Here is an 18208-nt window from a genome sequence, read left to right as displayed (position 1 = left end):
GCTAGTGTGAAAAAAGCTGTTTGTCAACTGTTATGGGAATAAACTAAAAACTGGAAATCGATTTGGCGGACTTATGGATTATCGAGAAGCAGGCGTGGATGTTGAGGCGGGCAGAGCTTTTGTCTCGCGCATCGGGAGTATGGTCAAGAGCACGCACCGATCGGGAGTTTTGGGCGGATTCGGCGGGTTTAGCGGTTTTTTCAGCGTTCCAGAGGGTTTAAAAGAGCCGGTGATGGTTTCGGGTACTGACGGCGTTGGGACTAAGTTGAAATTGGCCCACAATCTCGATCGGCACGACACGGTAGGTATTGACTTGGTGGCGATGTGCGTCAACGACGTGCTGACATCCGGGGCAGAACCCCTCTTTTTTCTCGATTATTTAGCGACGGGAAAGTTAAATCCCGAACAATTAGCTGCGGTGGTGGCCGGCATTGCTGACGGTTGCAAGCAAGCGGGCTGTGCTTTGTTGGGCGGGGAAACGGCAGAAATGCCCGGTTTTTACCAACCGGGAGAGTACGATTTGGCTGGGTTTTGTGTGGGAATTGTCGAAAAGAGCAAATTGTTGGACGGTTCGCAGGTGCGGGTGGGAGATGTGGCTGTGGGGCTGGCGAGTTCGGGCGTTCACAGCAACGGTTTTAGTTTGGTGAGAAAAATTGCGGGCGATCGGGGTTTTGACTGGCATTCCCAACCCGAAAAGTTAGGTGGCAAAAGTTTAGGAGAAGTGCTGCTAACTCCGACTAAAATTTATGTGAAACCAGTCCTCGAAGCAATTAAGAGTGGTTTAGATATTCACGGCATGGCTCACATTACGGGCGGCGGTTTGCCGGAAAATTTGCCCCGCTGTTTGGGCGCAAATCAATCCGTAAAAGTTGACAGCAATAGCTGGCCAAATTTGCCAATTTTCCAGTGGATTGCTGAAGCGGGCCAAGTTGCCACAGCAGATATGTTCAATACTTTTAATATGGGGATTGGGTTTGTGTTGTTGCTCGATTCCAGGGAAGTAGAACAGGCTGTTAAATGGTTTGAATCTCAGGGAATTGGTGCGTTCGCGATCGGGGAAGTGATTGAGGGGAACAAAGAATTAATTATGGATAATGGGTAATGGGTAATTAGTAGGAAGCAATCGCAGGGGTGAAGATTGTTTCGCTTTGTTTTCTGCACTAACAGACAATCTAAACCTGCTTTCATCTGTGTAGATCTGCGGTTAAATTTATAATCTTGAAAGTAACCGCAGAGGACGCAGAGAAGATAGAGGAAGAAAGAGAAAAAGGAATTCACAACTAATGACTCGTTGCTTTAATTTTAAATGAAATTGAAATAAGTTCTTGTGCCTTTAAGTACGGTATAATTCAAGATTATTTCCGTCAATTAGTGCAAAAATAGCCGTTCAAAAGTATCGGAATCCCAAACAAATATAGCAACTGCAATAAGCCTTAAAATAAAACAAAGGAAATATTAGAGGAAAAATTATGATTTTGTTATTGCTAAATAACCGAAATAATCAATCAAAAATTGGTGATTTTTTGGGTTACATCGTAAATAATGTGTTTCATTGGTCTATTCAGGGATATCCATAGAATCTAGACAGTTACTACTATTTTATGTCCGAATAGAACCTAGTGAAGCAATCTCAAACCCTTGATTACGTAAGTCCTGAATATATTGCTAATGGACTGTTTAAAGTAATTGAAGAGCTAGAATATTTATTACATCGCCTTTCAGCGAACACGCTGATTATTGCGATCGCACTTCCTCTACTCCTTTGTTTGCAGCCTTCTGTGAATTATAATTATAGGGATAGAGTTTTTGAAATCCTATTTAACTCAATCCAAGAACATCCTCATACTAAGCAGAGATTGGACTGAGGACAGAAGTTGGCGCTACCAACTTGATGATTTTGAGGACAGAAGTCCTGACTTATTAATAGGCGGCCATTAGACTTTTTGCAAAAATAGATGATATCTGCGTTCATCTGCAGTTAAAAACAGAAAATCCAGAACTTTTGCAAAAAGTCTAACCACCAATCTTACTTAGTCTTGTCCAAACTCCGCGCTTCCAACCAAATAGGAATTGCAATCCAAGCAACTGCTAACAGCAAAGCAAGTACCGCAAATTGAGCAGCCCAAGCTACCAATTTCTCTAAAGACACAACTTGTCCCAAGAAGTAGGATAAACTCACCATTACAGATGCCCAGCTTGCAGCACCCAGAACATTGAACAGCGAAAATTTCCAAAAAGGCATTTCTGCAATACCTGCTAGGGGGCTAGCAAAAATTCGCAGTAGTGCGATGAAACGGCCCAAAAATACGGCTTTAGCTGCATTTTTGCTAAACTGTTCTTTTAAGTCAAACAGTTGTTCTTCTCGAAAGCGGAAAAATTGTCCCAGCTTCAGCAGCAGTGGCCAGCCACCGTACCTGCCGATCGCATAACCAAAATTTCCCCCCAATGTAGCGCCAGCGATCGCACTGCCGAGCACAAACCAGTAATTCAGTTCCCCGCTGCCAGCTAAAAACCCGCCAGCAATCGTAATTGTCTCGCCTGGAAGAGGAACTCCCAAATTTTCCAGCAGAATTCCCAGAAATACTGCCCAGTAGCCGTAATCACGCGCAAACTGCTGAATAGTCTCTAACGATAAAAACTCAAAAGACATTCGATACTGCCTTCGTAAACTTTTGCAAAGCTCAATACATTTATATATTGGCTCGATTCAGCCAATAGTGCAATCTTTCGCTGTGATGAAGAACACACTGTTGTCGCGATCGCTAATCCAACTAAAAATTAGCCTTTCAGGCATACTAGAGGAATAGAGAATTGTTGCGGTTGCGTTCCGCGCGATCGCGAGCCAATTTCCTACTAAATTTATAACAACGGCTCTCCCCACCGATTCCACAAGGGCGATCGCCCATCCTAAAACATACGCTGAAATCCTCTGAGTCTCTCAAGAGAGTCAGCAACTAAACTAACTTATTCATACTTTACGATCCTAGGATAACTGCTATGGAATTTCCCAACTTCAACCCACCCATCGTCCTTCAACCTCACAACTGCCTCGACTCCCAAGCCGGCAGCCTACTCCAGCAACAGCTAGCCGAGATTGGGCCCGATCGCCACAAACTCTGGGTAATAGACATGGCCGCCGTAGATTTCATAGACAGTTCCGGGATCTGCGCCTTAGTCGGCGGACTCAACGCCGCCCGCCACCGGGGGTGCCGCCTCGTCATCTGCAACCTCTCAGCCACAGTCAAGCTAATTTTTGAAATTACTCAACTCGACCAACTCTTTGAAATCTTCGACAGTTTCGACCAAATAGTCTCCCCTGAAACTCCGGCTTTAGTTGCTTGATTAAAATGAGATCCCGAGTTTAAATCTCAACTTTGCAAGAGACTTCAAGCAAGCGTAAAGCTAATTTGTATATCATAAATAGGTTTATTTGTCAAGCAATACCAATGACAAACAAATAAATCCGGCACTTGAACGCCGACAGAAGCGATCGCAGGTGCAGCCGGAAAAGGCCAAAGTCGATCAAAACAAATCCTTTCCTCTACAAACCCGAACTGCATCAAATAAGTCGCCGGCGGCGCATTTAAAAGATTCAGCAAGCGGTAAGCCAACTCATATAACTGCTGCCGCCAAACATCCGACAAATGCACCGGTTGAGAGTAACTCAACTCGCCAGACTGCTTGTCAGGTTCCCCACCGATCACCTCAGCATACAGTGGCCCCTTTGCAGTCAACACCACAGGCAGCCAAAAATTGCCATCGCCGACGGGAAAAAGCAACTCCTGGGACACTCGATCGCGCGCCGCCGAAACATTGCCACAAAATCGAAATACATCTTGAGCCGGAAAAACCAGATTTTCTGGTACATCCAGCGTCAAAGGACAAACGATCGCCCCATCCGGAGCGATCGCGCCAGAATTGAGTTCAGAAACCGCACAGATATTGACTTCAGTTAAAGGATGAGATTGAGCGATCGCCGCCTTGAGACTTGGGGCCGGATCATTCTCACCACCCGCCACAATCAAAACCTTAGACATTGCCAAAGCTCGGCATTTGAATTCCTCGATCGTCCGTTTCATCGACGCTCGGCAGATCCAGGCCCTTAGCCTTGCGGCTCCGCACAGCGAGACGGTAAGTTACGCTTTGCAACTCCGTGTGCAACTGGCGGTTTTCCTTTTGCAGTTGATCCAATTTTTCCTTAATTGGCTCTATCCGTTCGGCAAACTTCTGGCGGTAAACCCCCGGCAATTCCTGAACCACCTGTTCCAGCATCCGAGAGCGATCCGTCAATTCTTGCACCGACTGCCGCAGTTGGTAAACCTCAGCATCCCGCTCCGCGATTTGTTCCTGATAAAAACTCACCTGTTCTTCAACAGCTTGGAGTTGTTCCCGCATTGCCTGCATTTGAGCTTGGTGGCGATCGGAAACTTCCGGCGCCGGCACAAAATTAGAATTGCCCTTCACCAGCCTGAAAAGTTCTTGAGACAACTGCTGCACCAATTGGTCGCGCATTTGCAGCTCTTCGGTGAGACGAGATACCTCTGATTGCAATTCTTTGGAGCTTACAAGTTTAGTTTGATTCACGATGACTCTCAGCTTTTGTTATATAGTGTGTTTCTATTTAAAAATATCTTTCCCTTACCGCAGAGGCAAGAGGCATTTCAAAAGTTTTGAACCCATTAGGCTAAATCGAGCCAGCGGCCCGATATCAATGGTAAAGCTCAGTCTAACTCAAATCAGGCATCCACGTCATCACCTTAGTTTCTTGCTATAGAGACAGGTAAAGTCCTAGGTTTTTTGTCAATAAACCAGGTGTCTTAGCTTTTTCTGAGAATAGTGCAAGAGCTTAGGTGTAACCAGTCACAGCAGAAAGCACTTTGCCAGCTTCGTCCACGGTGCTGCCAAAACAGATAATGCCGTCCTCGTGACCGGCCATGGCCAGAATTTTGCGATCGGCCAAATTCTCCTCCTCAAAAAGTCTAAACATTTCTAAGGCCATCTGGGGAGTGCCGTAAGGTATTTCTTTTCTAGTAGTAGGAATTTTAAACAGCAGTTGCTGCCATAGCTTAGGATTATGGACGTGAATTATCCCGCCAACATCCTCTCTCTGAAGGTACAGGGCCCCGTGAGTCAGGGACTCCGACGAAGCTTGTACGGGGCCCCGGCAGCCGAGGAAATTTTGTTCTAAGTTAAATTCGGTAACAGTACAGTATGATTCTGGTCCCAGATTCCTCAAGTGTGCAGTCTGGGTTCCCGAAATCACGAATTGGCAAGAATTTCCGAGTCTGACGCTGACGTTGCCAAACCCTATGCCATTTTCGTAGACGCCAATTAATCCCCAAGCGTGGAGCCGATCGCGCCACTCCATCAAATCTGCTATGTTCCGGGCAGCTATAGGGTCTGCTTCTTCCCAGTCACAGCGGTACTTAACGACTCCTTCATCCATCCATTTTTTTGTCCGATCTCACACGACAGACATGACCCAAGCTGAGACTTAATCGAAGTTGTCAAGAAGTTGTCAAACAGCTTTTTTTGCCTGCTGCCTTATGTCTCGGTGCATAAGTGCCTTAACTAATCTACATTCCAGTGTCGCCGTAATTAGCGACCGACATTAGCAAAAAGTAAGCTAGGAAAGTTGAACCAATTATTCCAAAAATCATGGTTTAGCCTCTAGGTGATTACAAAAGTTCAATATGAAAATGTACGCTTTCAGTCGGGGAGTTTGATTCTAGGCTTTTGCCCGATCGAGTTTCTGATGTGAAACTACATAACCTCCCTGAATCGGTTATTGCTCTATGCTACAGCATTTCTACTGAGTTGACTTAGACCTTAAGAAATATTTAAGGATAAACTACCCCTTGATCCGGTAACTCAGGTAAAAAGCAACCGTACATTTACTTATTTTTTATGATTGTACATATATTTAAGCAAGAAGCAAGCAGAACACAAAAAAAATATTTTTTAGCCAGTCTGGGACGAACTGGCACAATCTTCGGGTGTTCTACGTTAGTCAACACCTATGTCGATCGAGCAATTTTTAGCTCCGGGGCATCCTACAAGCTAAGAAACCGAGTTGAGCGTAATATCATGTCGGGTAAAATCACCGCAACGCCAGCTCGCGTCGGCGGGTTCACCAAAATCTGTAAGTAGTAGTATAAGTTATAGAGCCCGTAAACCCGCGCCTACCTAGAGGGGGATAGTCGATCAACCGAACCTGATATAAGTCCTATTAAGAAAAAAACAAGCCGATCGATCACTCATGACTCGATCAGCTAAATTATTCTGTGAAGCGCGATCGCTCGCAGCTTTTTAAATGTGGAAGTGATACAAAATGCTGCCGTCGTCTTTTATTTCGCAATTGGCATTAAAAACTTCAGCTTGTTGGTTCAAAAAACGCTGAGCGACATCCGGCGACAGCCGCGTTTCCATCGCAAACCGCACCAGAGTTATTTCGCCGCGACCTTCTTTGATCAGTCGGTACAAAGCACTTTGGAGCCTTTCGCTCTCTTCTCGCTGAAAAGCTGCTTTGTACCTCCAATCCGCCACTGAAGGAATCAAACCGCGGCTGACCAAAATCGCCAACAGCAAGCCAATTCCCAAAATCAGAGGCACTGTCGGATCGCTCGTGGGCGTCGCCACAATTTGCGGCACTGTAGCGGCGGCCAAACTGCTAACCATTTCTTTTTCCGAAGCTTGCGTATCCGCCATTGCAAGCTGAGTTTTGTTGTAAAAGTCTTGCTGAAGCTTCATTTGCTGCAACAGGCGAGCGCGTTCTCTTTCGTATTGGTCGAGTTTTTGCTGAGCTTGTTTCAGGTCTTGAGTGACTTGTGCCAAGCGTTGGTTGAGCGACTGATTGACTGATTGCCACCGATATCTGTTAATCAGGCGGCTTTTTTCCACCATGCCCTTCATCAACATATCCACCGTTTGGATTGCTTGCTCCTGATCGAGCGAGCGATACCCAACAACAATTTCTAGGGGTTGTTCCGGCTTAGAAATCTTGACACTAGCATTTTGTCGCACTTGCTGGGGCGACAGCTTAACTGCATCTGCCACTGCTTTGACAACATTATCTGCCAGCAGAACCTCTGGGGTGAGTTGCTCTCCCTGCTTGAGAATTGTCGTGCCTGTACTCGAAAATTTGACTGGCGGATTATTAGAAGAGAGAGTGCCTTGAGCCATGAATCCGGGGGGCGGGGCAAGGCGGTAGGCCAGAGCGCCTGAAATACCCATAATTACAGCAAAACTGCCTAGGGCAATCCATCTGTATTGATGTGCTGAAGATCTAAAACGTAAATTTCCCATTTTGATAGTCAAGTCATAACATTCGCTTGCCGCAGCTCCTGCCAAACCCAAGAGCCATCGTTTCTTTTTGGTTAGTCCAATTGACTGCTGAAAATTTTCTCAGCTTCTACCTAAAAGCTATTAGCTTTTGAGAGTTGTCAATATTCATGATCCGAAAAAACCGATCGCGCTTTTATTTGATCCGAGCTATAACTTCAGTTTTTGTCCTTAATAATTAATCTGTAACAAGGCTTCTGGAAGTCTACTGGCATCAGCCTAGCACTCAGGCGTGCGAGATCCTCGCCTCCCCGTGTTTGTTGACATTCAAAACTGTCTCCTTTTCACCCTTGGCAATCCTCCAATTATCTTACGTCTTGGCGTCTTGCGGACGCGGTTGAAGAATAAAAAAAACCTTAAATAATCTGCCTAAAAACTTAACAAGCAAGAATTATACCATGCAGTTAAGAGTTTGCTGCAAATTAAAAAAAATTGTGGATCGGGGGGCAAGACCAGATCCACATATTCACATAACAATTATGGTTCGATCGGTTGATGGTTCGATCGAGCTCGCCTAGGCGAATGTTCAGAAGCCGATCGGCAAAATAAGACCCTCGCGGGCCATGACAGCCTTCGGAAAAGCAATTTGCACGTCTTCGGCGATGCGATCGAGAAAATCGTCAGTGTGAGCCGGATCGTGGTGAAAAATCACCACTCGTTTCACCCTAGCCTCCTTAGCCATTCTCACCGCTTCCTGCCAAGTCGAGTGTCCCCAACCCACCTTCGGAGACTTGGGGTTGTGATATTCCTCGTCTGTGTACATCGCATCGTAAATCAGCACATCAGCGTCGAGGGCTAAATTGTAGACATTCTCATCTAGGCGATCGGGAAAATGTTCAGTATCCGAACAATAAACAACAGATCGTCCCTGCCAAGTCACCCGATATCCCATAGCAGTATTCGGGTGATTCAGAGAACCCGTCCTAATCTCAATATCGTCCAGCATCATCGTCTGGTTGTGATTGAGTTCGTAGAAATTCAAATCTGCCTGCAAACCCATCAGCGGCACCGGCGAATTCGAGTGGAGCACCCGTTCGACGAAGTGCCTTTTCATGCAATCTCCATCCGGCGGAGTCGCCCCGTAAATATCAAAGCTATTGCCGCGGATGAAAGCTGGGGCGAACAGCGGGAAACCTTGAATGTGATCCCAGTGATAGTGAGTAAAAAACATATAAGCTTGCACGGGCATTTCTTGCACCAACTGGTCTCCCAGCATCCGCAAGCCAGTTCCGCCGTCAAAAATCAAGCGTTTGCCAGCGACTCGCATTTCCAAACAAGAAGTATTGCCGCCGTAGCGAACAGTTTCCTGTCCTGGTGTCGGAACACTGCCCCGCACGCCCCAGAACTGTACTACAAAATCATCTATACCTTTTATTGATTCGGAGGGTTGAGGGCAATCAACGGGAGTTGCCGCTACAGAGGACAAGCTGATTTCCATTTTAAAATTCAGGCTTTAAGGTTCCACATTGTCCGTGATGGCGCAGCAGATGATCGCACAACACTAAAGCTACCATCGCTTCCACCATTGGCACAGCTCTTGGCAAAACGCAAGGGTCGTGCCGTCCCTTGGCAGCCAGCAGCGTTTCTTCGCCTTCTCGGGTAACGGTGCGCTGCTGCTGGCGAATTGTCGCAGTCGGCTTGAATGCCGCCCGCAAAATGATATTTTCGCCGTTAGCAATGCCACCCTGAATTCCGCCAGAGCGATTCGTCACTGTACGAATTACACCCTTATCATCAGTATAGTATTCATCATTATGTTCGCTGCCCTTGAGCAGAGTCCCGGCAAAGCCCGAACCAATTTCAAAGCCTTTGCTGGCGGGCAAGGACATGACGGCTTTGGCCAAGTCGGCTTCGAGTTTGTCGAATACGGGCATTCCCAGCCCTTTGGGTACATTGCGGGCGACGCATTCGACTACACCGCCGATCGAATCTCCACTGTCGCGAACTTTTTCGATCAGTTCAATCATTCTTTCGGCACATTCGGCATCTGGACAGCGGACGATGTTGCTTTCTACTTGTTCTAAGGTAACAGTGTCCGGGTCGGCGACACATTCTAAGTCTTTGATGCGTTTGACGTAGCCGACTATTTCGACTCCTGCTGCTTGTTTGAGAATTTTTTTTGCGATCGCCCCTGCTGCTACTCTACCTATTGTCTCCCTCGCCGAACTGCGACCTCCGCCTTGCCAGTTACGAATTCCGTACTTGGCATCGTAGGTAGCGTCAGCGTGAGAAGGGCGGTAAGTTGTTGCCATTTCGCCGTAATCTTGGGGGCGAGTGTCTTGATTGCGGACTAAAATTGCGATCGGCGTTCCCAAAGTTTTGCCTTCAAACACCCCCGACAGAATTTCGCAGGTATCTGCTTCTTTGCGAGGTGTCGTAATTTTGCTTTGGCCAGGGCGGCGGCGATCGAGTTCGGCTTGAATTTCCGATGCGTCGATCGACACCAGGGGCGGGCAACCGTCAATTACTACTCCCACACCGCCGCCGTGAGATTCCCCAAATGTCGATATCCGAAATAAATGCCCAAAGGTATTGCCCATTATGCTTTGCCCTGAAACTTGATAATTTTTAGCTTAAATGGAATAGAGATTTACTGTATTTCTGAAAAATATACCATTGACGAGTAGGCGACAGGCGATCGCCCCACAGCATCACTCCCTTCCCACCCCTAGAAGAATATCTACCAGGGAGAGAGGGAGAGGGGAATGGGGAATTGGGCATGGGGCATGGGGCATAGTTTCTTTCTATTCCTTCTTCCTTCTTCCTTCTTCCTTCTTCCTGACATCCGTTACATCCGTTACAAAATCCGTTGCCGAACTTCCTTCTTCTTTAGTCTTCGTGTTCTTCAAAAGGATCTCTCAATTCCTTAGAAGGGGGACCGAAAGCCGTGTAGATCGAGAATCCGGTGATTGCCACCAGACACACGCCCAGTGAAATGCCTAGAACTGCTGCGGGTTCCATATTTTTGATCGATTATGAGTGCTCCACTCTATAATATTACAAAAAATAACAATCCGTCTCAAAGTCTAGTGATTTTAGGCGCTGTACGGTATGGCAGCCAACCCCCACTCCCCGTTTTGCGAGTCCCCCGGCAGCATTTCTGAGAAATTGCGATCGCAATTAGCGGTAGAAATATGTCAAACTTTTCTGTAGAGATTCATTGCAGGTGACTTATGGCACAACGGACTTGGTTAGGAGATATACTCAAACCCCTTAACTCGGAATACGGCAAGGTAGCCCCCGGCTGGGGAACCACGCTGTTGATGAGCGTGTTCATTGGACTGTTTTTCGTGTTCTTGTTGATTATTTTGCAAATCTACAACTCTTCTCTGATTCTGGAGAGTGTGGATATGGATTGGTCGAGTCTCGGCCGCTAAAAATTGATCACAAAACAGTAAGGCTAAAAGTAAAAGCTGAGGGTTGAGGAGAAAGGGCAAAAGCTAAGTTTTCCCGTTTTTCCTTACCCTTTCCGATTACTTTTGCCATAAATAAACAAAAAGTAACTAAACAAATTGCTGGAGAAAAACCATGAATATTTTTGGCATTGGTTTGCCCGAAATGGCCGTTATTTTTACGATCGCCCTATTGGTATTTGGCCCGAAAAAATTACCTGAAATCGGCCGGAGTATGGGGAAGGCAATTCGTGGCTTTCAAGATGCTTCGCGGGATTTTGAGTCGGAGTTCACGCGGGAAGCTAAGCAGTTAGAAGAAGCAGTAGCAACTAGCAGCAAACCGGAAACTGAAAAACTCGCGGCGGCTACTCCCAAGGAAGATAGCACAGACAGTTAAATGAACAACACTCAGAAGTCGGAAACACCAGCGGAGTTAGTGATTCCCCAGCTAATTGTTGGGTTGGGAAATCCCGAACCTAAATACGATCGCACCCGACACAACATAGGCTTTAATGCTGTCGATGCCTTGGCTAAATCGTGGCAGATTTCGCTGTCGGAAAATCGCAAATTTCAAGGCATATTTGGCGAGGGAAACCGGCCGCGGGGACAGAAAATCCGCTTGCTGAAACCGCTTACTTACATGAATCTCTCCGGCCAAGCGATTCGGGCGGCGACGGATTGGTACAAAATACCTGCGGAGTCGGTATTAATAGTATACGATGATATGGATTTGCCGATCGGGAAATTGAGAATGCGGCTTGCCGGTTCTGCCGGCGGACACAACGGCATGAAATCGACAATTTCTCATTTGGGCACAGACAAATTTCCCCGCTTGCGGATTGGCATCGGCAAACCTCAAAACGATGCTGCTAAAAATGAGAAAGATACCATTTCCTTCGTTTTAGGAAAATTTTCCTCAGAGGAAAGTCAGTTAGTAGAGAAAGTGCTTAAACTGGTTGTAGAAGCTGTGGAACTAAGTCTGCACCAAGGAGTAGAAAAAGCCATGAGTCTTTACAATAGTCGCACAATTGCAGAAACAAACGCGGAAACAAAAAGGTGAGTTCGAGACGTTTGCCTGAAACAACTGCATATGTCCGGGTTACTGGCCAATCTTGGCAAAAAGGCACGATTGAGGGTGAAGTGACTGCCGGCAATTTTGAGTGGCAGTTTCAGTGGCGTTTCACGTCAGAAAAAACACTGATACTTGAGCCTTCTCAGGGTAGGGCATTGATTCAGGAACCGCTGCACCGTTTTCTGGAAAAATGGGATTATCAGCTTGAACCTGGTGGCGATTATTCGTTTACGGTTCGGGCTCAGTTTTAAAATCTTAGTAATGGGAAATGTGGCAAAGGTAATCGGGAATAAAAACTTCTTTTAGTAGGATATCCCGCTTCCAGTAATTCTTTAATTAATCACGGGAAATGGCTCTAATGGAAAATTTGGAAACCGTGATCGGGAAGGCAAACTTTCTCTAGTAGGAGGTCCCGATTCCAGTGATTCTTTAATTAAAGCAGGTGGCGTCCCTTCTCGGTAAGCACCGCAATAATACATTGTCAAAACAGCTTTGTAAGCCCAGTGATTGGAAGGTACATCGGTAAAAGGATTTGGCAGGGTTTCAACCCGATTCTGGATGCAAGCATTGAGAACTTGTTCTTGCGTTTGTTGCACTTGAACTAAAAAATTATTTGGCTTGATTTGTGCTGTATTTTGTGCGTTTGCCGGAGCTAAAAAACCTGTATACATTAACAGTGTAGCAGTGCCAAAGATGCTGAGTTTCATAAGTTTATAAATTTCTCAAGAAGTTGGGTGGTAGTGAGGACTTTAGTCCTCAAAGTTGTGGCAAATAAGGACTCTTCGTCCTTACTCGAAACCTTTGGAATGTTCAGACATTTTTCGCATTCCCAAGGCCAAGACACTCAAAAACAACAGCCCGATCGCCCCAGCTAGCGGATTGCCGTTAACTCCTGTCACCCAGTCGGGAACAGATCCCGAATATCGCACTAACTGCCCGATGTTAATCATATAATATCCCCAGACTAAACCTGCATGAAGCCCGATCGACAAACCGAGGCGATTTTGGCGCGATCTTTTTCCCCAAACCAGAATCAAACCCAGCAACAACAACCCTGGAAACTGCGGCCAACTCTCCAGCATTGCCGCGACAGGTTTGATAAAATGAGATAGGGCAAACACCAGGCTATTCGCCCACAGAGATATTTTATAATTGTAATCCCGCTGCAACTCGTCCAGCAACCAACCACGGAATACCAACTCCTCCGCCAAACCGACTCCAAGGGCGCTTAACAGCCCTTCTGCGATGATTCTCGGCAAATTATCAGAATTTTGCCACGCGACTAAGCCGAACAGCCCTTGCACCGCAAATAAGCTAAAAGTGAGCAAAAGCCCGATCGCCAATCCGATTAAAAGCTCAAAACCGTTTTTTCGCGTATTGATTAAACCGTAACTTTTGAGTAATTGGGTTTGTCCGTAAACCTGTTTCCCCCAGCGCGGCACTAGGAACAGAAACTCAGTAAACAACAATCCCATTGTCAGAATAGTTGCTAGGTTACTATCTTTAACTAAAAGATAAATTGGTGCTGCTAGTGGCAGCCAAATTGTTAGCAATATTAATAGGAAAATTATCACACGTAAAGGAAATGGATAACAGGCGATTTTGATGGGGTTAATCATTGTTGTAAATTAAACAGGTTTTACATGATATCTGTAGGGACACAGCATTGCTGTCTCCCTACCCGGCTTCTAAACACACCATTGACCCCTAATGTACAAAGCAGACGGAAAAAGCTAGAATGGCATGGTATCTGTTGAAACTTTAAGTGAAGCAAAGCTATAACATAAGGTAACAATGACTGAAGCCTCGAATTTTTCAAATGTCGATCGAGAATTAGATGACACAATTTTAAGCTTCGCAGACATTCAGGCAGAACTCAACCTGCGCCACGCTAAAGATGCTCTGCGAGATATAGTAGAAAATCTCGACTTGACAGTTCAAGAGCGAACTGGACTGGAACCGGAAATTGGCGGGTTGGAGAAAATGCTCGACAAGCTAGAGCGCGCTTGCGTGCAAATAGCTGTGTTTGGGATGGTGGGAAGGGGAAAATCTTCGGTTTTGAACGCGCTGCTAGGTCAAAATGTGTTTGAAACTGGCCCGACTCACGGGGTGACTCGCACCACGACTATTGGCCAGTGGGATGTCGGAGAGGGAATTGATGAGAATTTGCCTGATCGACTTTCGCCAGTTATTTACCGTTTGTCGCAAGTTGAATTAATCGACACTCCGGGAATCGATGAAGTTGACGGCGAAACTCGCGAAATGTTGGCGCGCCGCGTTGCTCAACAAGCAGATTTGATTTTGTTTGTAGTTGCTGGCGACATTACAAAGGTGGAATACGCAGCACTTTCGCAGTTGCGGGAAGCCGGAAAACCGATGTTATTAGTGTTTAATAAAATTGACCAGTATCCCGATGCAGACAGGCTGGCAATTTATCATAAAATTCGAGACGATCGCGTAAGAGAATTGTTGTCTCCCGATGAAATTGTGATGGCGGCGGCTTCGCCTTTGACGGCGAGGGCGGTGCGCCGTCCCGACGGAAGTATGGGCGTGCAAATGACTCGCAGTTTGCCACAAGTGCAAGATTTAAAATTAAAGATTTTGGAGATTTTAGACCGGGAAGGCAAATCTTTGGTCGCGCTGAATACGATGCTCTGTGCGGGGGATATTAACGAGCAGTTGGTGCAGCGAAAAATGGAGATTCGAGATGAGGCGGCTAATCGAATTATCTGGAACGGGGTAATGACTAAAGCGGTGGCGATCGCACTTAATCCAATTACTGTAGTTGATATTCTTAGCGGTGCGGTAATTGATGTGGTGATGATATTAACTTTATCTAAAGTTTACGGCATTGCGATGACAGAAGCGGGCGCGGTGGAATTGCTGCAAAAGATTGCGATTAGTATGGGCGGGATTACGGCCGGCGAATTGTTGGCTAATTTTGGTTTGAGTTCTTTGAAAGGATTGTTGGGTTTGGCGACGCCAGCGACGGGGGGCTTGGCTTTAGGGCCTTATTTGTCTGTGGCAGTGACGCAAGCTGCGATCGCGGGGGTTTCTTCCTATGGTATCGGTCAAGTTACTAAGGCTTATTTGGCTAATGGTGCTTCTTGGGGAGATGATGGGCCAAAGGCTGTTGTGAGCAAGATTTTGTCTTCTTTGGATGAGGATTCTATTTTAAATCGGATTAAGGAAGAGTTGCGCGCTAAGTTGGATTTGGGAAGTGTGGATAAACAGCAATCTTAGCGATCGGCTGTTTTACGTTGACCCACCAATCCTGGCGCAGCCCTGCCGCAATCCGGCAGGGGTTTAAACCCCTACCTCAAAGCTAAATTTGTGTGAAGACAATTTAACAAATTATTAGGATAACAACCTGTTACCAATTACCAATTATTACTGTATCTTACTAACTCATGACTTAGGCAATTGGCAGAGGTTGGGCGATTGTGGCAAATAAGGTGTGCTGTGCACACCCTACTCTAATTCCGCGAAGGCGGACTTTGTTTGTGTAGCAGCCAATTCGATTCGGCGGGTTAAGATCGAATTGTTAATCCGAATTCGATTCGGTGGGCTAACATCGAGTTTTTAACCCTAATTCGCTCCTATTTATAACCTCTATTCTTCTCCGACCAAATGCGGGTTGGTAGTCCCCAAACATAGACAAATCCTTCGGCAGCTTTGTGATCGAATTCGTCCTCTGCGCCGTAGGTTGCTAAGTCGAAACTGTACAGAGAATTGTCAGATTTGCGGCCGACAATAGTCGCATTTCCTTTGAACAGTTTGAGCCGCACGGTTCCCGTTACTCGCTTTTGCGTGTCCTGAATAAATGCGTCTAAAGCTGTTTTCAAAGGATTGTACCAAAGACCGTTATAAATCATTTGGCTGTAGGTTTCTTCGATGCCTCGCTTGTACCGCGTCACATCTGCTGTCAGCGTCAAACTTTCTAAGTCTCGGTGCGCGTGCATCAAAACTAAAATCGCTGGTGTTTCGTAAATTTCCCGCGATTTAATCCCGACGAGGCGGTTTTCAATCATGTCTATGCGCCCGACTCCGTGGTTTCCCACTATTTCGTTGAGCTGGGAAATTAAGGCGACTGGTGATAAATTTTTGCCGTTTAAAGTGACAGGATTTCCGCAATCGAAACCGATTTCTATGTATTCGGGTGTGTCGGGAGTTTGTTCGATCGCCTTTGTCATCAAATAAACTTCCTCTGGCGGTTCCGCCCAAGGATCTTCGAGGATTCCGGCTTCAATTGCCATTCCCAATAAGTTGCGATCGATACTGTAAGGCGAAGACTTTTTCACAGGCGACGGAATGCCGCATTTCTCGCCGTATGCGATCGTTTCCTCGCGGCTCATTTTCCACTCCCGCGCTGGTGCTAAGATTTTAATCTTGGGGTTGAGCGCGCCGATCGACACATCAAACCGTACCTGATCGTTTCCTTTACCTGTGCAACCGTGGGCGATCGCATCTGCACCGTATTTTTCCGCAGCTTCTACTAACAATTTAGCAATCAGCGGGCGAGCGAGGGCAGTCGAAAGGGGATAACGGTTTTCGTAAAGTGCGTTAGCTTGAATCGCTGGAAACGCATAGTCTTTGACAAATTCTTCGGTAGCATCAATAACTAAAGATTCCGAAGCACCGGATGCTAAAGCTTTTTTGCGGATCGGTTCTAATTCGTCTCCCTGTCCCAAATCCGCAGCCAGAGTAATTACCTCTTCCACACCCCACTCGTTTTTGAGGTAAGGAATGCAGACGGAGGTATCGACTCCGCCCGAATATGCTAGCACAACTTTTTTAGCGCGACTCATTGCTATTTACATCCTGAATTTAACTGACATCTTGCACCATTGTCACTAAGCTTTTCAGGGCGGGCTCTCCGGCCCACCCCACAAAAAAATATCATTTTTGTGGAACAGGCCGGAAAGCCTGTTCTTGAGAATGGTGCAAGATATCCGATTTAACCGACTTTTCATTATGCACCTAATTGAGATCGATTCTTGTCAGAAATAGTACAGATTTATATATTCTTTTTTTGCTAAACTTGGCTATTTACCGGGGGAGTTGCTGCGGAAAATCTGCTACCGTGGGATACGGTAACTGTGGCGATGGGGAAAAACCGTGTTTTTTAGTGTTGTGATTCCGACGTACAATCGTAAACCGATTTTGGCAAAATGTCTACTGGCTTTGGAAAATCAGCAGTTCGGTGAGATTGTCAGAGAGTATGAAGTAATTGTCGTGGACGACGGATCGACGGACGGGACGCTGGAGTGGCTGGAGGCAAATGCTGACTTGTTGCCTCATGTGCGATCGATCTGTCAATCTCACCAGGGCCCGGCGGCTGCCCGAAATTTGGGCGTTGAAGATGCTAAGGGCGATACCATTATTTTTATTGACAGCGATTTGGTGGTAACAGAGAATTTTTTGCAAGCACACGCCGATGCTTTACTACAGGGTTACAAAGATACTGATGCGGTTTTTACTTACGGCAGCGTGATTAATACTTGCAATTTCGATAATCCTACTTCGGAACCTTACAAAATAACAGATTTTTCGGCGGCTTATTTTGCTACGGGAAATGTGGCGATCGCCCGCCACTGGCTGCTGGCTGCTGGACTTTTTGACACTCGCTTTCAACTGTACGGATGGGAAGATTTAGAGTTGGGAGTCAGGTTAAAAAATTTAGGTTTGAAACTAATTAAATGTCCGGCTGCAGTCGGCTATCACTGGCATCCACCTTTTAGTTTAGAGCAAATTCCGGGCATGATTGACCGCGAAATTCAGCGCGGGAGAATGGGAGTTTTGTTTTATCAAAAACACCCAAGTTGGGAAGTGCGGATGATGATTCAAATGACTTTTTTGCACCAAATACTGTGGGGAGTTTTATCATTAGGTGGAATGCTGAACGAGCGAACTATGACTCCTTTTTTGCAGTGGTTGATTGACCAAGGCAAGCCGCAATTAGCTCTAGAAATTGCTCGGATTTTTCTGAATTGGTATAACGTGAAAGCCGTGTACGCCGCTTGCGGGGAATTGCAGATCGAGACAAAGATACCATAAATCAGCCCGACAGCGCAAATAAAATATAAGATATTGTAGGAGTATTTCAGGGTTCATTGGTGTCAACTTAAGCTCAAATGTAGTAACGGCATACTGTTTGACAATTATGCCTACACTGCCCCTAGCGCTGCTAAAAAAGGGGGATTTAGGGAACTCAAGACTTGGATACAAACCAGAAAAACAAAAAATTTTAGTCTTAAGTTGACACCCATGTTCCGGCCTGTTTTAATTAACCTTTCCAGTGAGGATATCTACTGAAAAAAACACAAAAAAAGCCACCAGATAAAGGCAGGTAAAACCGGGTTATAGAAAGTGGACAAGCTTTACCTTTAATCAAAATCCCTTG

20 protein-coding genes are annotated in these 18208 nt (G+C 46.1%); 9 read left to right on the top strand and 11 right to left on the bottom strand.

All coding sequences use genetic code 11. The features are described 5' to 3' along the window. The first annotated feature begins 73 nt into the window (after positions 1 to 73). Positions 74 to 1102 (top strand): phosphoribosylformylglycinamidine cyclo-ligase, encoded by a 1029-nt coding sequence (gene purM / locus NDI35_RS21340; RefSeq protein ID WP_445314477.1) that lies wholly within the window; start codon positions 74 to 76, stop codon positions 1100 to 1102. A gap of 924 nt (positions 1103 to 2026) precedes the next feature. Here the strand turns inward: purM and NDI35_RS21335 are convergent. Continuing rightward, on the bottom strand, positions 2027 to 2650 hold the full coding sequence (locus NDI35_RS21335) for a DedA family protein (protein WP_445314476.1): 624 nt from the start codon (positions 2648 to 2650) through the stop codon (positions 2027 to 2029). Positions 2651 to 2997: 347 nt separating this feature from the next. On the opposite strand from NDI35_RS21335, the gene NDI35_RS21330 reads away from it, so the two are divergent. After that, positions 2998 to 3342 carry an STAS domain-containing protein gene (locus tag NDI35_RS21330; protein ID WP_445314475.1) on the top strand — a complete coding sequence of 115 codons (345 nt, stop codon included), beginning with the start codon at positions 2998 to 3000 and terminating at the stop codon, positions 3340 to 3342. A gap of 44 nt (positions 3343 to 3386) precedes the next feature. On the opposite strand, the gene NDI35_RS21325 is transcribed toward NDI35_RS21330, so the two are convergent. The 3 genes from NDI35_RS21325 to NDI35_RS21315 form a co-directional block, all read right to left on the bottom strand. Continuing rightward, on the bottom strand, positions 3387 to 4037 hold the full coding sequence (locus tag NDI35_RS21325; protein WP_445314474.1) for a hypothetical protein: 651 nt from the start codon (positions 4035 to 4037) through the stop codon (positions 3387 to 3389). Further along, positions 4030 to 4584 carry an Npun_F5560 family protein gene (locus NDI35_RS21320; RefSeq protein WP_445314473.1) on the bottom strand — a complete coding sequence of 185 codons (555 nt, stop codon included), beginning with the start codon at positions 4582 to 4584 and terminating at the stop codon, positions 4030 to 4032. The genes NDI35_RS21325 and NDI35_RS21320 overlap by 8 nt, the downstream gene beginning before the upstream one ends. A gap of 262 nt (positions 4585 to 4846) precedes the next feature. Then, on the bottom strand, positions 4847 to 5446 hold the full coding sequence (locus NDI35_RS21315; RefSeq protein ID WP_445314472.1) for a class II aldolase/adducin family protein: 600 nt from the start codon (positions 5444 to 5446) through the stop codon (positions 4847 to 4849). A 461-nt stretch (positions 5447 to 5907) separates the two neighbouring features. On the opposite strand from NDI35_RS21315, the gene NDI35_RS21310 reads away from it, so the two are divergent. Beyond that, the gene (locus tag NDI35_RS21310) at positions 5908 to 6150 is read left to right on the top strand and encodes a hypothetical protein (protein WP_445314471.1); all 243 of its coding nucleotides are present in this window, start codon (positions 5908 to 5910) and stop codon (positions 6148 to 6150) included. Between the two features lie 159 nt (positions 6151 to 6309). On the opposite strand, the gene NDI35_RS21305 is transcribed toward NDI35_RS21310, so the two are convergent. From NDI35_RS21305 to psbN, 4 genes are all read right to left on the bottom strand, one after another. After that, the gene (locus tag NDI35_RS21305) at positions 6310 to 7233 is read right to left on the bottom strand and encodes a GumC domain-containing protein (protein ID WP_333179302.1); all 924 of its coding nucleotides are present in this window, start codon (positions 7231 to 7233) and stop codon (positions 6310 to 6312) included. A 634-nt stretch (positions 7234 to 7867) separates the two neighbouring features. Next, positions 7868 to 8779 (bottom strand): MBL fold metallo-hydrolase, encoded by a 912-nt coding sequence (locus NDI35_RS21300; protein ID WP_333163148.1) that lies wholly within the window; start codon positions 8777 to 8779, stop codon positions 7868 to 7870. Position 8780: 1 nt separating this feature from the next. Beyond that, entirely contained in the window at positions 8781 to 9881 is a 1101-nt protein-coding gene (gene aroC, locus NDI35_RS21295; protein ID WP_445314470.1) for a chorismate synthase, read from the bottom strand. 289 nt (positions 9882 to 10170) lie between these two features. Continuing rightward, positions 10171 to 10302, bottom strand: coding sequence for a photosystem II reaction center protein PsbN (psbN, locus tag NDI35_RS21290; RefSeq protein ID WP_006633693.1), 132 nt, complete (start codon positions 10300 to 10302; stop codon positions 10171 to 10173). 212 nt (positions 10303 to 10514) lie between these two features. Here psbN and psbH point away from each other — a divergent pair, with 212 nt between their 5' ends. From psbH to NDI35_RS21270, 4 genes are all read left to right on the top strand, one after another. Beyond that, a complete protein-coding gene (psbH, locus tag NDI35_RS21285) occupies positions 10515 to 10718 on the top strand; it encodes a photosystem II reaction center phosphoprotein PsbH (protein ID WP_015176007.1) in 204 nt (67 codons plus the stop codon). 151 nt (positions 10719 to 10869) lie between these two features. After that, positions 10870 to 11130, top strand: coding sequence for a TatA/E family twin arginine-targeting protein translocase (locus tag NDI35_RS21280; RefSeq protein WP_172189683.1), 261 nt, complete (start codon positions 10870 to 10872; stop codon positions 11128 to 11130). Further along, positions 11131 to 11793, top strand: a complete 663-nt coding sequence (gene pth / locus NDI35_RS21275) for an aminoacyl-tRNA hydrolase (RefSeq protein ID WP_015176009.1) — start codon at positions 11131 to 11133, stop codon at positions 11791 to 11793. Beyond that, the gene (locus NDI35_RS21270; protein ID WP_006633689.1) at positions 11790 to 12056 is read left to right on the top strand and encodes a DUF3146 family protein; all 267 of its coding nucleotides are present in this window, start codon (positions 11790 to 11792) and stop codon (positions 12054 to 12056) included. Before pth ends, NDI35_RS21270 begins: the two co-directional genes overlap by 4 nt. 81 nt (positions 12057 to 12137) lie before the next feature. Here NDI35_RS21270 and NDI35_RS21265 read toward each other — a convergent pair whose 3' ends face one another. Then, positions 12138 to 12512, bottom strand: a complete 375-nt coding sequence (locus NDI35_RS21265) for an S-layer protein (protein ID WP_445314469.1) — start codon at positions 12510 to 12512, stop codon at positions 12138 to 12140. A gap of 81 nt (positions 12513 to 12593) precedes the next feature. Next, entirely contained in the window at positions 12594 to 13424 is an 831-nt protein-coding gene (locus NDI35_RS21260) for a CPBP family intramembrane glutamic endopeptidase (RefSeq protein ID WP_445314468.1), read from the bottom strand. Positions 13425 to 13599: 175 nt separating this feature from the next. Here NDI35_RS21260 and NDI35_RS21255 point away from each other — a divergent pair, with 175 nt between their 5' ends. Next, positions 13600 to 15048: a GTP-binding protein gene (locus NDI35_RS21255; protein WP_445314467.1), complete on the top strand. Its 1449-nt coding sequence runs from the start codon at positions 13600 to 13602 to the stop codon at positions 15046 to 15048. Positions 15049 to 15404: 356 nt separating this feature from the next. Here NDI35_RS21255 and NDI35_RS21250 read toward each other — a convergent pair whose 3' ends face one another. Continuing rightward, complete coding sequence (locus NDI35_RS21250; protein WP_333285323.1) at positions 15405 to 16613, bottom strand: argininosuccinate synthase; 1209 nt, start codon at positions 16611 to 16613, stop codon at positions 15405 to 15407. A 310-nt stretch (positions 16614 to 16923) separates the two neighbouring features. On the opposite strand from NDI35_RS21250, the gene NDI35_RS21245 reads away from it, so the two are divergent. Next, entirely contained in the window at positions 16924 to 17862 is a 939-nt protein-coding gene (locus NDI35_RS21245) for a glycosyltransferase family 2 protein (protein ID WP_445314466.1), read from the top strand. The last annotated feature ends 346 nt before the right edge of the window (positions 17863 to 18208 follow it).

Source organism: Microcoleus vaginatus FACHB-2002 (assembly GCF_040004035.1).
Classification (GTDB): Bacteria; Cyanobacteriota; Cyanobacteriia; order Cyanobacteriales; family Microcoleaceae; genus Microcoleus; species Microcoleus vaginatus_C.
This window is presented reverse-complemented; position numbering and strand designations above follow the sequence as displayed.

Bases quoted from the DNA above. Each gene is read 5' to 3' on its own strand.
- NDI35_RS21325 (WP_445314474.1), bottom strand. From the start codon at position 4,037: ATGTCTAAGGTTTTGATTGTGGCGGGTGGTGAGAATGATCCGGCCCCA.
- NDI35_RS21260 (WP_445314468.1), bottom strand. From the start codon at position 13,424: ATGATTAACCCCATCAAAATCGCCTGTTATCCATTTCCTTTACGTGTG.
- NDI35_RS21305 (WP_333179302.1), bottom strand. From the start codon at position 7,233: ATGGGTATTTCAGGCGCTCTGGCCTACCGCCTTGCCCCGCCCCCCGGA.
- NDI35_RS21330 (WP_445314475.1), top strand. From the start codon at position 2,998: ATGGAATTTCCCAACTTCAACCCACCCATCGTCCTTCAACCTCACAAC.
- NDI35_RS21250 (WP_333285323.1), bottom strand. From the start codon at position 16,613: ATGAGTCGCGCTAAAAAAGTTGTGCTAGCATATTCGGGCGGAGTCGAT.
- NDI35_RS21255 (WP_445314467.1), top strand. From the start codon at position 13,600: ATGACTGAAGCCTCGAATTTTTCAAATGTCGATCGAGAATTAGATGAC.
- NDI35_RS21315 (WP_445314472.1), bottom strand. From the start codon at position 5,446: ATGGATGAAGGAGTCGTTAAGTACCGCTGTGACTGGGAAGAAGCAGAC.
- psbH (WP_015176007.1), top strand. From the start codon at position 10,515: ATGGCACAACGGACTTGGTTAGGAGATATACTCAAACCCCTTAACTCG.
- NDI35_RS21300 (WP_333163148.1), bottom strand. From the start codon at position 8,779: ATGGAAATCAGCTTGTCCTCTGTAGCGGCAACTCCCGTTGATTGCCCT.
- NDI35_RS21280 (WP_172189683.1), top strand. From the start codon at position 10,870: ATGAATATTTTTGGCATTGGTTTGCCCGAAATGGCCGTTATTTTTACG.
- purM (WP_445314477.1), top strand. From the start codon at position 74: ATGGATTATCGAGAAGCAGGCGTGGATGTTGAGGCGGGCAGAGCTTTT.
- pth (WP_015176009.1), top strand. From the start codon at position 11,131: ATGAACAACACTCAGAAGTCGGAAACACCAGCGGAGTTAGTGATTCCC.
- NDI35_RS21335 (WP_445314476.1), bottom strand. From the start codon at position 2,650: ATGTCTTTTGAGTTTTTATCGTTAGAGACTATTCAGCAGTTTGCGCGT.
- NDI35_RS21310 (WP_445314471.1), top strand. From the start codon at position 5,908: ATGATTGTACATATATTTAAGCAAGAAGCAAGCAGAACACAAAAAAAA.
- psbN (WP_006633693.1), bottom strand. From the start codon at position 10,302: ATGGAACCCGCAGCAGTTCTAGGCATTTCACTGGGCGTGTGTCTGGTG.
- aroC (WP_445314470.1), bottom strand. From the start codon at position 9,881: ATGGGCAATACCTTTGGGCATTTATTTCGGATATCGACATTTGGGGAA.
- NDI35_RS21265 (WP_445314469.1), bottom strand. From the start codon at position 12,512: ATGAAACTCAGCATCTTTGGCACTGCTACACTGTTAATGTATACAGGT.